Here is a 14,558-nt window from a genome sequence, read left to right as displayed (position 1 = left end):
GGGGAGTTTTTTGATTAATTTGTTTACAAATTTAACGTTTTGCTACACCTCTTCAACACCCCCTTCAGGGGGTTGGGGGGTTAAGCTGCCGGTTGGTTCAACCAGTTACCCATCATTTCCTTACCATATTCGGTTAACACCGATTCGGGGTGGAATTGTACACCGCGTACATCCAGCGTTTTGTGGCGCAGGGCCATTATGGAATTGTCTTTTTCGTCAACTGCAGTTATGGTTAATACCTCTGGCAAATCATCTTTTGATACCACCCACGAGTGGTAACGCCCTACACTGATGTATTCGGGCAATCCTTTAAACAGCTGCTCGTTTGCATCGGTTACTTTAACCGGGGTTGATATGCCGTGCATAGGTCGGCTCAGGTTATACAAACTACCGCCAAATACCTCGGCAATGGCCTGCTGCCCCAAACATACGCCAAATATACTCTTGGTTGGTGCGTAAGTGCGTATTACATCCAGCAACAAACCCGCTTCAGATGGTATGCCCGGACCCGGCGAAAGGATGATTTTGTCAAACTGATCTACATCTTCCAGTTTAAACTGATCATTTCTCCACACCTCGCATTGTAAGCCCAGCTCGTTTACCAGGTGTACAAGGTTGTAGGTGAATGAATCGTAGTTATCTATAATAAGAACTTTACCCCCCTGCCCCCTGAAGGGGGAGTTAGAGTTCTCCGTGTTGTTTATATCGTTGTTCATTTATACGTCTAAATTTTTAATTATTCCTCTCGGGTCCTCAATCTTCGCTCCACACTCCCCATTACAGTTCTGCGGCCATTTCAATAGCCTTGCGCAAGGCGGCTACTTTATTATTTACCTCGTTCAGTTCGCTTTCGGCAATCGAATCGGCTACTATACCGGCACCGGCCTGGTAATGTAAAACATTATTTTTGCTTAATAACGAGCGTATCATGATGGCGTGGTTAAAATCGCCGTTAAAGCCTAAATAACCAATGGCACCGCTATAAAAACTACGTTTAATGTTCTCGTTTTGATCGATAATTTCCATAGCCCTGAATTTTGGTGCACCGCTCAGCGTACCCGCCGGAAAGGTATCGGCCACAATTTTAAACGAAGAAACATCGGGGTGTAGTTTACCGCTCACGTGCGATACCAGGTGTATTAAATGCGAATAATACTGTACCTGCTTAAAGGCTTTTACCTCTACCTGCTCACAATGGCGGCTTAAATCGTTACGGGCTAAATCAACCAACATCACGTGCTCGGCCGATTCTTTCGGGTCGTTCTCTAATGCGCGTGCTGCTTCGGCGTCCTTTTCGTCGTTACCGCTGCGTTTAAAGGTTCCGGCAATGGGGTAAATACTGGCTAAGCGATTCTTAATGGTAATTTGTGCCTCCGGCGATGAGCCGAATATGCGGAAATCACCATAATCGAAATAAAACAGGTAAGGCGAAGGATTAATGGAGCGCAGTGCGCGGTAAACGTTAAACTCATCACCCTGAAACTCCTGCGAAAATGCACGAGATGGCACGATCTGGAAAACATCACCACGGAAAATATGCTGTTTCATCTTCTCCACAATGGTCATAAAACCTTCGTTGCTCAGATTTGATTGCTCCTCGCCTTTGCTTTGGAAATAGTATTCAGGAAAATCTTTATTTTTTAGCAAGTACTGCATTTTTTCGATGCCTTTGTCATCAGCATCTTCTCCGTATTGATTTTGGAATATATACAGTTCGTTCTTAAAATGGTCAACCGCAATAATGTATTTATAAATGTGGTATTGCATTTCGGGAATCTGCCGCGCATCGTTTTCCACCTTTTTCAGTTTGATGGTTTCGTAATGCTCAACAGCCTCGTGGGTAAAGTAGCCAAACAACCCATTCGAAATTACTTTAAGAGGCAGTTCATCTGTTTCAAAGCGTTTAAGAAAAGCATCTATTTCGCTAACCAGGTTAAAACTTCCTTCGGTAAGCACATCCCGGCTACCATCCGGAAACTCCTGTGTTAATACTCCTTGGCTTAGCACCATACCAGCAATGGGTTGGCAGCAAATAAAGCTAAGGCTGTTATCGCGGCTGTGATAGTCGGAACTTTCGAGCAGCAGCGAGTTTGGAAAAATATCGCGCAAGCGTAAGTAAATGCTCACCGGGGTTGTGGTGTCGGCGAGTAGCTTTTTATAAGTAGTATTTAGTTTAAATTTTTGCATCTGTTTAAAAATATTATAAAATGAAAAAACCCGGTCGTGGTTAGCGCCGGGTCTCAAATCAGGTTTATAATTGCTTAATATCTTTAGCTCATCAATAAACTACCGGGCTGCCTTATTGCTAAGGTGCCACCAAGTACGGTTATTTAATTTTGCTTTCATATACAGTGGCAAATATATAAAGAATTATGATGTTGCAAATTATTTATAAAATAAATTTCATTATGCACACAATAATTTCCCTAAAAAGCCGATGAGCCAAATTATATATGTGCTGTTAACTTTTTAAATCCACAACACTAAGCTATTAAAATTGTAAAAACGACAATTATCTATACTATTTTATGAGATTTGCAAATTATTTGCATAAAGGTTTTATTTTTTAAAACGCCCACATAGCGTTACTTATTAATTGCGCAAAGAAATTAGAAATCTATTAGCGCAATAGTAAAAATACTTTTCGCAGGATGGTGCAGGATACCCCTGTACAGGCAATTATCTAATATTGACCCGAACCAATTAATCAACGCTGATTCCCCTGCAGCGTATAAATTCCATCCGTATGTTTAAATATTTATTTAATTTGAAGGGCAATAGATTGCTGATGCTGATGCTTTTAACACTAAGTATCAATGTGGCCCTTGCCCAGGAGACCACTGTTACCGGTACAGTTACCGACGAGACAGGCGAAACCGTGCCCGGCACCGCTGTAAGCATTAAAAACAAACCCGGCGGAACATCAACCAATGTTAATGGCAAGTTTAGCATTAAAGCCAGCAAAGGCGATGTGCTTGTTTTTAAATCATTAGGTTACACCGATCAGGAAGTTGCCGTTGGCGACAGCCCTGTTATTAACGTAAAATTTGCCAAAAGCAACCAGCAACTTACCGATGTGGTAGTTATTGGCTATGGCACCCAAAAGCGCAGTAATGTGAGCGGCGCCGTAGCCAGCATGAAGGCCGATAAACTGGAAGAGCGCCCCATTGCACGTGTTGACCAGGCTCTGGTGGGTCAATTAGCCGGTGTAACGGTTAAGCAAACTACTGGTGTACCGGGCAAAGCGTTTAGCGTACAGGTACGTGGCAGCGGTTCTATAAGCGCTGGCAACGAGCCATTGTATGTAATTGATGGTTTCCCCCTATCAGTATCGGCACCGGGTACAAACGGCAGTTTTAGTACCGGTAACCCGTTAGATAATATTAACCCTAACGATATTGAAAACATTGAGGTATTAAAAGATGCTGCGGCCGCTGCTATTTACGGTTCGCGTGCATCAAACGGTGTTGTATTAATTACCACCAAACGTGGCAAAACTGGTAAGGCTCAAATTAGCTACAACGCTTATGCAGGTTTTAACGCAGCTGCAAAAAAACTGGAAATGCTTAACGGCGATCAATGGATTGACCGCGCAACAGAGATGATCAATTCGGCTTATGTATTGCGTTTTGGTGCCAATGGCGCTACCGCAAATGATACATATGAGCAACGCCGTGCCATTATCAATGCTAATTTAGCTGGTAGTAATTTACAACCAGGCCAGTTCAGCACCGGTTACATGGTTGATCCCCGTTGGGCTCAGGCAGGTCATCCGGGTTTAAACTCAATTGACTGGCAAGATGTAATTGAACGCAAAGGCTTTGTACAAAACCACCAGCTTTCGGCCAGTGGCGGTACCGATAACGTAAAATACTTTGTATCGAGCAACTACGCAGATCAAAATGGTTTTGTTAAAGGTTTAGGATACAAAGCCTACTCGGCCCGCGCTAATGTAGAAGTAAACGCTTCAAAAAAATTAAAAGCAGGTATTAACATTGCACCAACCTACTCTATTACTAAAGACCCTGGTGTAGAAGGTAAAGATGCCATATTTCACCAGGCGTTGAGCATGACCCCGATTCAGGAAAGCACATCAGGTTTCTACCCAAATGCTTTTAACAATGCTCAATATAGCTGGAGTGTTACCACAAACAGCCCGTTAGCCAAACTGGAAAACATTGTAGGCGAAACTAAGAGGTTCCGTACGCTTACTTCGGTATATGCCGAGTATCAGATAATGAAAGACCTTTCTATCCGGAGTTCATTAAACCTGGATAACACTGATAACAACTCAAGAGGTTATACCCCTTACACAGTTACCGGTAACATAGCAGGCCGTACTTATAATCCTGCTACCAATAATAACCTGTATGCTAACTCATCGGCTTCGTACAGCAGCTACAAAAGGTTAACTTTTGTAAACGAGAATACCATTAACTATAGCAAAACCTTTAATAAGGTACACAGCTTAAACGTGTTGTTAGGTCAATCATACAACCTCGACCGTTTAGATCAGTCTGCGGCGGCATCAGTTGGTGGTCTTACCAGCGCTACTATACAAACTATTACCAACCCTGCAAACTCATCGGGTAGTACCAGCAGCCAGCAAAATGTGTTGGTGTCGTACTTCAGCCGTGTGCAATACTCTTATAAAGACAAATATTTATTATCGGCCAGTTTACGTGAAGACGGTTCATCACGTTTTGGTATCAACACCAAGTACGGCGTATTCCCCTCTGCATCACTTGCCTGGAGAGTAACCGAAGAAAACTTCATGAAATCGGCACCAGCCGTTAGCGATTTAAAGCTTCGTGTTAGTTATGGTGTAAACGGTAGCAACAATATTCCGAACTACGGTAGCATTTCAACTATTGCTTTGGCAGGTTATGTATTAGGCGCTACGCCTGCATTGGCAAACGGCCAAGCTCCTAACGTTGTAGCCAACCCCGATTTGCAATGGGAAAAATCTCAAACCTATGATATTGGTTTTGATTTTGGCTTGTTCAAAAACCGTATAACCGGTTCATTCGATTATTACAACAAGAAAAACACGCAATTACTATTACAGGTACCTATTCCGGCAGTTACTGGTTTTACACAATACCTGAGCAATGCTGGTTCAGTACGTAACATTGGCCAGGAGTTAGAGATTACCTCCCGCAACTTAGTTCACAATTTTCAGTGGAATACCAGCCTTAATATCAGCCATAATTCCAACAAGATTCTGTCGTTATTTGGTAACCAACAGCAAATCATCATTCCTAACTCTTTTGATGTTAGCGACAACATTCTGCGTGTAGGTTCACCTATCAACAGCATTTATGTAGTTAAGCAAATTGGTTTCTTAACACAGGAAGATATCAACAACAAAGTGGCTATGTACAACAACGAGTCTGTGGGCGATCCAAAATATCAGGATTTAAATGGTGATGGGTTAATTACCGAAGCTGACAAGCAAATTGTTGGTCATCCAAACCCTAATTACACTTACGGCATTACCAACACCTTCCGTTATAAAGGGTTCGATTTAAGTATTTTGGTACAAGGCCAAACCGGTGGTTCAATTTACTCATTATTAGGCCGTGCACTCACCCGTACAGGTCAAGGTTTTACCGATAATGCCCCGGCATTTTATGTTAACCGTTGGAGATCTCCGCAAGACCAAGGTGATGGTCGTGTAAGTAAAGCATACTCAACTTTTGGTTTTATTGCTAATACTGATTGGTTATACTCATCAGATTATATCAGGGTTAGAAACATTACCTTGGGCTATAACCTGAAAGATTTGTTTAAAGCCTCAAAAACCTTACAAGGTGCACGCATTTATGTATCTGCCGAAAATTATTTTGGTCATGATAAATACTACGGAGGCTTAAATCCTGAAGCATCAAATACTGCAATAAGCTCAAACAGCGCTTATCCGCAATCGGGCGATTATGGTGGCTTGCCATTAGCTAAGTCATTAATTTTCGGATTTAACTTCGCCTTTTAATCACCCATTAATTTGTCAATCATGAAAAAGATATTTTTTCTATCAACTATAGCATCTCTCGTTTTTGCAACCTCATGCAAAAAGGAATTAGACCAGGTGCCAATTTCTTCGGCAACTACCGAAACGTTTTATAAATCGCCGCTTGATTTTGTGCAGGCCACCAATGCCATTTATTCGTCATTACATAATTACCCAAACAGGTTGCTTAACCTGTCCGAAATCAGGTCTGATAATATTTATGGCACATCAGTAACCGTACGCGATTGGGACCCGATAAACAACTTTTCACAGGGTATAGCAGCAAATACTTACATTGATGAGGCCTGGACCACCGACTTTAATGGTGTTTTTAAAGCTAACACATTATTAGACCAGGTTGCCAAAAATGGCAGCGTTATAGGTTCGGCAACTTTAGCTACTCGCTTAACAGCCGAAGCCCGCTTTTTACGTGCCTTTTATTACTTTGATTTAATCAAATACTTTGGTAAGCTGCCTATCATTGATCGTGTAGTTTCGGCGAGCGAAGCTACAACTATAGGCCGCAGCCCGGTAGCGGATGTTTATAAGTTTATAATTGCCGACTTACAGTTTGCCATAACCAACTTACCGCCATCATACACCGGTACCGATGTTGGCCGTGCCACCAAATGGGCAGCAGAAGCCGTGCTTGCACAGGTATATATGGCCCGTTCGGGCGCCACCTACGGTATTGAAGGACCTGGCTTAGCGACAAACGAATGGAACCTTGCTTTGCCTTTGTTAAATGACATTATTACCAATGGTGGTTTTGTATTTAACACCAACTATGCTAACATATTCTCTTACACCAACCAAAGCCCTACGGTAAATAAAGAAGCGGTATTTAGCGTAATGTATACCGGCGGCATTAGCGGCTCAAATGATTTGTATGGTGCATCGTTCCCATGGGTATTGGCTCCCAATACCTACTTCTCGTCACTCGGCGCTAACAGTGTAGCCAACGGTAGTTTAGAGATTATTCCGGTATCAAACGATTTGGTTAACAGCTATGCAGCAGCCGACGTGCGTAAAGCATTCAGCATTAACACCGCCGGTTACACATTTTCGGGCAATACCGAATCGCGCCCGTTCTTTAAAAAGTATATTGATATAACTAAAATACCAACAACCAGCCGGTTTGACTGGGCAATTAACTTTATAGCCATACGCTATACCGATATTTTGATGATGAAAGCCGAATGTATTTTACGTGGAGCACCAGGCTCGCAAACCGATGTAGACGGTATAATAACCCAGATTAGAACCCGTGCAGGTACAGGTACAGCCAGCAATGTCACCATTGATCAGTTGTTTGAAGAACGCCGCAAAGAGTTTGCTGATGAAGGTTCGCGCTGGTTTGATTTGCAACGCAGCGGCAACTTGTTAACCATTATGAATGCATGGATTACCAAGGAAGACGCCTCGCAGAAAAGGATGAACCCTGCTATTGCTAACTACATTATTTATCCGGTGCCTCAACGCGAGCAAAATACCACACCGGGTCTTTATACTCAAAACCCCGGCTATTAATAGCTTGAATACTTTTGTAACAAAGCCATTCGTTTTAAATAACGGGTGGCTTTGTTGTTTACATTGCAGCACCATTTATAACACATGAAACGACGCGATTTTATACAGAATATTGGACTGGCTTCGTCGGCCTTGGCATTGTTACCTGAATTTGCCTTTGCCGTTGATGGAAAGGAATCGGACTTTGCCAAACACCTTAAACCTGTTGGCCGCCGCCTGGAGATGGAGGGCTACTACGTTTGGTGCAACAGCCCCATCGAAGGACCTGATGGCCGCATACACATGTACTTTTCGCGTTGGACGGATAAAAAGAAAATGGGGGGCTGGATAAACGGATCGGAAATTTGCCATGCAGTGGCTGATAGCCCCGAAGCTGAATTTAAGTTTACCGATGTGATACTTGCCCCGCGCGGGCCGGGCTTTTGGGATGCCACCACTTGTCATAACCCATCTATAAAGTTTGTTAATGGTAAGTACTGCCTGTTTTATATGGGTAACTCTAATGGTAAAACCAATACCAAACGCATTGGCCTGGCCACCGCTCCAACGCCCGAAGGCCCATGGACGCGCCCCGATGCGCCATTGCTTGAGGCCGGCCCTACTGGTGCCTGGGACGACCATTGCACTACCAACCCGGCATTTATTAAACATCCTAACGGGCAATACTGGCTATTTTATAAATCATGGAATACAGCCGAATATGAAAACTCAAAAGACCCGGTGGTTAAAGGCAACCGCAAATACGGCTTAGCCATTGCCGATAAGTTGGAGGGTCCTTACGTGAAATTTGAAGGCAACCCGGTAGTTGATTTTTCATTACGCCCCAATAATGCCCAGCTCGAAGATGCCTTTGTTTGGTTAGATAAGGGGCGTTTTAAAATGCTGGCCCGTGATATGGGCATCTTTAACCATGAGTACGGACTGCTCATGGAATCAAAAAACGGCAAAAAATGGAACGAGCCGCAGGTAGCCTATTATGATGCCAACCATTACAAAATTGTACAGCCACCACCGCCATCATACCTTAAAAAGTACGGCCGTTTTGAGCGGCCGCAGTTATTGTTTCAAAATGGCAAGCCCACTTATCTGTTTACAGCATCGCAGGGTGGTAAGTATATGACATCGTCGTCGTTTGTGTTTAAGATAGTATAAACCCTTCCGCCTGAGACGGAGAGGGCTTTAAGAAAAACTACATACTCCCGCCAAGCAACTCGGTTAGTTTATCATCCAGCGCTTTGCCGCGCAGGTTTTTGGCAATGATGGTGCCTTTTTCGTTAATAAGAAAGTTAGTTGGATAGGCATTTATACCATAGGTTAATGCGGCTTTGTTTTTATCGCCACGCAAGTCGCAAACGTTTTCCCACACCAGTTTGTCGCTATCCACGGCTTTCAGCCAGTCCTTTTTACTTTCATCGGCCGATACGCCTAATACTTCAAAACCCTTATCTTTAAATTTTGCATAGGTTTTAACCAAGTTCACATTTTCTTCGCGGCAAGGGCCGCACCATGATGCCCAAAAGTCGAGCAGTATATATTTGCCTTTAAGTTCTGATAGCTTGATGGTTTTACCCGAAGTGTTGGTCTGTTCAAAATCAACATATTGGCCACTTACTTTAACATCTTTGTTGAGGGTAATAAATTCTTTTATATCTCTGCCATAGCTGGTTGCTTTAATGGCGGCAGTCATGTTATTATATAGCGCCACGGTGGTGTCTTTACCCCATGTTGATGCATAGATATTCAAAATATTGGCCGAAACCAATGAATTAGGATGATTGCGTACATAATCACGATCTGCTTGTTTTTCTTGTTGTTCTAAAACTTCTATCTGCGCATATATATCTTTCCGGGCGGCTTTATCTTTTATAAGTTTTGCCGCTTTTGCAAGGCTATCTATCTTATGGGTAATGGGTGCTTTTAATTTATCTGCCAAACGGTCTTCATCTTCGGTTGCCGAACCAGTTATGGCAGCTTTTTTAAATTCTCCAGCTTTGAGTTTTATGTTGATGCTGGCGTTCTCAAGCCAAAAACTTACATAATTAGTGTATTGAGCTGTGTGTAGGTAAACCGGAGTGGCTTTTTCGGCAATCTTACCGCTCATGGTAAACTTACCGTTTAGCACCTTACACGAGTCGATGTTAATATCGGGTTTAGCGGTACGCAGGTATAACCAGGTATTATTGGGAAGACCAGTGACGGTACCGGTGATTTTATAACCGGGCATTGGCGCATAAAATTTTGCAGCGCTTAATATTACTATTGTGATAAGGCTTAGTATGTATTTCATTGTTTGGGGTTATTTGATTTGCTCAAATATAGGTAGCTAAAAACCGTGTTTTTGAAGATTTAGACGGGTACATGGGTAATTTCGACGTAAGATATATTTAACGGTTTCATCTAAAAAACTCGTGCTTTTGTCGAAAAGGCTCATCGGGTTCCATTTTCTTAAATGGTTTATAAGTAATTTGGCCTTGTGGCAACTCCAAGCAAATTTAACACTAACAAGTATCTATGGTTCGAGATCGGCTTCATGCTTTTCCTCACCATTGGCGTTACTATCATTAGTGATCTGGAGTATAACATTAATGAGGAAAAGGATTTTTCAAAGTTCATTAAAGGGCAGGGTTACAGGTTGGTTACCGAGCCTTTCGGTGTTTTATCGTGCTCGGTTTACTATTGGGGCTTTTTAAAACGTTATGTATTTAAGCGCCATGTTTGGGGCATCATTTTATGCTCGGCAGGTTATGTTGTTTTTAATGGTTTACTTATAAAGTACCCCATGAACTGGTGCATTATACATTCTCCTTTTATAGAAGCATATTACCGAAAGCGTGCTTTAGTGGAGTTAAATAATGCCAGTATTCCATTCTCATTTAACTACCAGTTTATTGCGGCTATTTTTCCACTTACCGGGCTGGCATTTCTAATTCGCTCTCTCATGCAAGAAAAGCAAATGAAGGAGATGAAAGAGCAGCAATTACTTACCGAACTCAACTATCTCAAAGCACAAATTCACCCGCATTTCTTTTTCAATACTATTAATAACATCTACTCGCTGGCGCTAAAGCAATCGGCCGATACCGCGCCTATGGTAGCTAAACTGGGCGAAATGATGCGATACATTTTATACGAGGCCGATCAAAAGCAGGTACCCATTAGCCGGGAAATTACCTTTTTATCGAACTATATTGAGGTGGAACGGATACGGCATAAAAATAATATTAAAATCGCGTTTGATGTACAGGGCATACAGCCCGGTTACCAGGTTGCGCCTTTGCTGCTGCTGCCGTTTATAGAAAACGCGTTTAAGCATGGTCTCGAAGAAGAGACAGTAACCGGTTACGTAGATATTATTATATGCCAAACCGAAGATGAACTGATGCTCAATGTGCAAAATAGCAAACCCGCTGGTAAACAAGCTTCATCTGCAGGCATTGGTTTACAAAACGTGCTTAAACGACTTGATATTTTATATCCAAACAAGTATCAACTTGATATAAAAGACGAAATTGACCATTACCAGGCAACCCTAACCCTGCAAACCGCATGATCAAATGTATAATTGTTGACGATGAGCCGCTGGCGCAGGAAGTGCTTGAAAATTATACCGCCCGCATACCTCAACTGAAACTCATTAAAAAATGCAGCAATGCACTCGAGGCTTTTGAGGTACTGCATAACCAGGCTGTAGACTTGATGTTTTTGGATGTAAAAATGCCGGGCATTAACGGTTTAGATTTTATCCGCTCGCTCAAAAACCCGCCTGCGGTAATATTTACTACCGCTTTTGCCGAGCATGCCGTTACAGGTTTTGAATTAGATGCCATAGATTACCTGCTTAAACCTATCACTTTTGAGCGCTTTGAAAAGGCGATAAACAAGCTTTTGAAAGTGCATCAACCCGAAGCAGTAGAGCTAAAGGATTATACTTATTTCAAGGTATCGGGGCAGTTAGTTAAAGTTGTGCATAATGATTTGCTGTATGCACAATCGGTAAAAGATTACATACAGCTTTGCACCAACCGTGGCAATTACTTAACCCACATGACCATGAAGTACCTGAACGAACTACTACCCTCTCCTACATTTTTGCGCGTGCATCGCTCTTATATGGTAAATAAAGCCTGCGTTAATGTGATCGATAAAAGCATCATCAAAATAGGTGCCGAGATTATTCCTGTTGGCGAAAATTACAGGCACAACCTCGGCCTTATCGATTAATCTATTCTGCGCAGCTGCAGTGCGTTAAGCACCGGCTTACCTTTTACCGGCGTAAAATCAACCGTAAAACCCTTTCCATTTAATACCGAAACCCTGATGGTTTTATTTACCGGCGTAGTGTAGCCATATTCGGCAGCTATGTTAAAGTTTTTGAGGAATGGTACACCGTTAACATCTACATTAAATATGCGTTCTTCGGCACTTTGTTCTTTGCTGTGGTTATTATCCAGGTTATAAACCAATGCTTCTTTGGTTTCGCCGCCCACCAGTTCCGAAAACAAGAGCGTCAGCTCATAATCGCCATCGGGCACGTCCAGCTTGTATTGCTTAATATCTACGTGCTGGGTTTGGTATATAGGGTCGTTAAAGGTGCCGTAAATGTTTTTATCGCTGCCGTATGATATGCGGTTGTTGTTGCCTTTAAACGGTTGCCCGCCAATATAACCCCATTCGCCCTTTTTGTAAGCCTGATCCGGAATCCAGAGTTGTTTTAACTGTTCATCTATATAATAGCGATTGCCACCAACCAGTATATTGAGTTGGTTTACGGGCTGCATGCTGTTGGTTTTAGCAGGCAACAGGTTAAACATGATGGTTACTTCATCGCTTTGCCTACCCGCGGCATCAACTGCCCTTATACGGTTTTCTCCGTTTACAAAAGGTACCTGGAAGTTGCAAATATGATCAGTTGGAGCTTTTGTACCGAGGCTTTTGCCGTTTACAAATAATTCTACCGATCGGGCATTGGTTGCCACCTGCAAGGGCTGCATGCTGGCCCCACTTACCGAATCGGCCACGCCGGTGCGGATAGTCCAACCCGAAGACGCTATTTTGGTGAACGGCTTTTTGAGTAAATAGGCCTGGTACAAATAATATGTGTCTTTAGGTTTACGGTCGATGGTGAGCAGGCCTTTATTGTTAATATGCGGCATGGTTTCTTCGCGCGTTTCCGAATTGAAATCGGCCAGGTTCCAGGCCATACCTCCACTTACAAACGGGCGTTTAAGCATATCATTTAAATAAACCTGGTGGTATTTAATGGCGTACTCAATGCTCTTATCAAACCTAACCGGCTCAAGCGTACGAATGCGCGGATCGGCATCGGCACCGTACTCGGTTATGAGTACAGGCTTATCTTTCAGTTCGGTATGGTGCCTGTCGAGGTATGTACCGAAACCACTCAGGTTACCACTGTACCAGCCCTGGTAAAGGTTCCAACCTACGATCATGGGTATTTTAGTTAAGCCAACCCTATTGTAGCGGTCAAAATCGCCGTGATTAGCTATCATGGTGTAGCGCGATGGGTCTTCCTTTCGGGTAAGGCTGTCTAACATCTGGGCCAAATCGCGAATGTGACCGTAATATATTTCCTGGCGGGGTTTGTCGTTACCAAACTTCGGCCTTAATAAAACCTCGTTCATGTAGCCCCATATGATAATGCTTGGGTGATTGAAGTTTTGCTTGATCATTTCCAACTGCATGTTTTTGCAGTTTTGGGTAAAGGCTTCGGTTTCGGTAATGGCGTTAACCACAGGTATTTCTACCGAGGCAAGTATACCCAGCCTGTCGCAGGTTTGTAGTATAACCGGGTCTTGCGGGTAATGGGCTATTCTCACGAAATTGCCACCCATTTGCTTAAGCAATTCCATATCGTGCACCTGCAAATCGGCCGGTACGGCATTACCCATACCTTCGTAATCCTGGTGACGACTGGCACCTATAATTTTGAGCGGCTTGTCATTCAAAAAGAAGCCTTTTTCGGCATCAAATTTAAACCAGCGCAAACCCAGCGGATTGCTAACCTCGTCAACCACCTGCTTAGTTTTGGTGATTACAATGCTGGTTACTACGCGGTACAGGTAAGGGCTCTCGGGCGACCACAAATTGGGGTTAGTAACAGGTTTTAAATCCTGCACCAACGCCTTTTTCTGCCCGGCTGATAACTGAACCAATGTTTGCTGGGTGGATACCCGTTTACTATCAGCATCGTAAATCACCGTATTTACCTGCAGCTTTTGAGCCGATGCCGATGAATTTTGCAGCATGCTTTTTACCTTAACCTGTGCTGCTTGTGCAGATACAACCGGCGTGGTTATGTATACTCCGTCTGATCCATTATCGTTCTCGGCAAAATGAACCGGATTGGTTACCAATAAATTTACATTACGGTAAATGCCTCCAAAAAAGGTAAAATCGGCACTTAGGGGGGCAATATCATCGTTATTGCGATTGTTAACTTTTACTAATATCTCGTTTACCGAGTCGGCCCCGAATTTTAAAAGTTTGCCAATATCTACATTAAAGCGGGTGTAGCCGCCAATATGCTTTGACGCTTGCTTGCCGTTTACATACACCTCTGTTTCCTGATTAGCCCCATCGAAGCATAAGAAAACATCTTTGCCCTGGAGAGAACCGTTAGTAACAAACTTTCTTTTATACCAACCTACACCACGGTAGTAGCCCGGTTCATCGTCCATCACATCTTTATCATTCCAGGTGTGTGGGAGCGTTACTTTTTCCCAGTTTAAGCTGCCTGTGCTTTGGTATGATGCTGTTGCCTTAGGATCTTTGCTGAAAAGCCATAAGTCGTTTAACCGGGTAAGTTGACGGCCTGAGGTTTGGTTTTTTACCTGGGCAAAGGAGTTGATACCAAATAAAAGCAGGCAAGTATAAATTGTGAGCTGTTTAATGCTTTTTAACGGAATGGTGTAAATAACCCGCATAATTAATGGTTAGATGGTAACTTGAATAATTGGTTTTGGCCAAAAATATCAAATAAACCAGCAAACCAGCAAGG

General features: G+C 42.9%; 9 protein-coding genes. 5 read left to right on the top strand and 4 right to left on the bottom strand.

Translation table 11 applies throughout. The features are described 5' to 3' along the window. Positions 1-80: 80 nt before the first annotated feature. Both QE417_RS13885 and QE417_RS13880 read right to left on the bottom strand, forming a co-directional pair. Positions 81-716, bottom strand: coding sequence for an anthranilate synthase component II (locus QE417_RS13885; RefSeq protein WP_311950953.1), 636 nt, complete (start codon positions 714-716; stop codon positions 81-83). A 61-nt stretch (positions 717-777) separates the two neighbouring features. After that, positions 778-2,187 (bottom strand): anthranilate synthase component I family protein, encoded by a 1,410-nt coding sequence (locus QE417_RS13880; protein ID WP_311950952.1) that lies wholly within the window; start codon positions 2,185-2,187, stop codon positions 778-780. 559 nt (positions 2,188-2,746) lie between these two features. Between QE417_RS13880 and QE417_RS13875 the strand changes: the two genes are divergently transcribed. From QE417_RS13875 to QE417_RS13865, 3 genes are all read left to right on the top strand, one after another. Then, the gene (locus tag QE417_RS13875) at positions 2,747-5,992 is read left to right on the top strand and encodes a SusC/RagA family TonB-linked outer membrane protein (protein ID WP_311950949.1); all 3,246 of its coding nucleotides are present in this window, start codon (positions 2,747-2,749) and stop codon (positions 5,990-5,992) included. A 21-nt stretch (positions 5,993-6,013) separates the two neighbouring features. Next, complete coding sequence (locus QE417_RS13870; protein ID WP_311950945.1) at positions 6,014-7,540, top strand: RagB/SusD family nutrient uptake outer membrane protein; 1,527 nt, start codon at positions 6,014-6,016, stop codon at positions 7,538-7,540. An 84-nt stretch (positions 7,541-7,624) separates the two neighbouring features. Further along, complete coding sequence (locus QE417_RS13865; RefSeq protein ID WP_311950942.1) at positions 7,625-8,692, top strand: glycoside hydrolase family protein; 1,068 nt, start codon at positions 7,625-7,627, stop codon at positions 8,690-8,692. Between the two features lie 37 nt (positions 8,693-8,729). On the opposite strand, the gene QE417_RS13860 is transcribed toward QE417_RS13865, so the two are convergent. Then, positions 8,730-9,827: a TlpA disulfide reductase family protein gene (locus tag QE417_RS13860; RefSeq protein WP_311950939.1), complete on the bottom strand. Its 1,098-nt coding sequence runs from the start codon at positions 9,825-9,827 to the stop codon at positions 8,730-8,732. A gap of 186 nt (positions 9,828-10,013) precedes the next feature. Between QE417_RS13860 and QE417_RS13855 the strand changes: the two genes are divergently transcribed. Next, entirely contained in the window at positions 10,014-11,090 is a 1,077-nt protein-coding gene (locus QE417_RS13855; RefSeq protein ID WP_311950937.1) for a sensor histidine kinase, read from the top strand. Beyond that, on the top strand, positions 11,087-11,761 hold the full coding sequence (locus tag QE417_RS13850; RefSeq protein WP_311950934.1) for a LytR/AlgR family response regulator transcription factor: 675 nt from the start codon (positions 11,087-11,089) through the stop codon (positions 11,759-11,761). The genes QE417_RS13855 and QE417_RS13850 overlap by 4 nt, the downstream gene beginning before the upstream one ends. Here QE417_RS13850 and QE417_RS13845 read toward each other — a convergent pair. Next, positions 11,758-14,484: a glycoside hydrolase family 2 TIM barrel-domain containing protein gene (locus QE417_RS13845; RefSeq protein WP_311950931.1), complete on the bottom strand. Its 2,727-nt coding sequence runs from the start codon at positions 14,482-14,484 to the stop codon at positions 11,758-11,760. The genes QE417_RS13850 and QE417_RS13845 overlap by 4 nt on opposite strands. Positions 14,485-14,558 lie beyond the last annotated feature (74 nt).

Origin of the sequence: Mucilaginibacter terrae, assembly GCF_031951985.1 — a bacterium.
Taxonomy (GTDB): domain Bacteria; phylum Bacteroidota; class Bacteroidia; order Sphingobacteriales; family Sphingobacteriaceae; genus Mucilaginibacter; species Mucilaginibacter terrae_A.
This window is presented reverse-complemented; position numbering and strand designations above follow the sequence as displayed.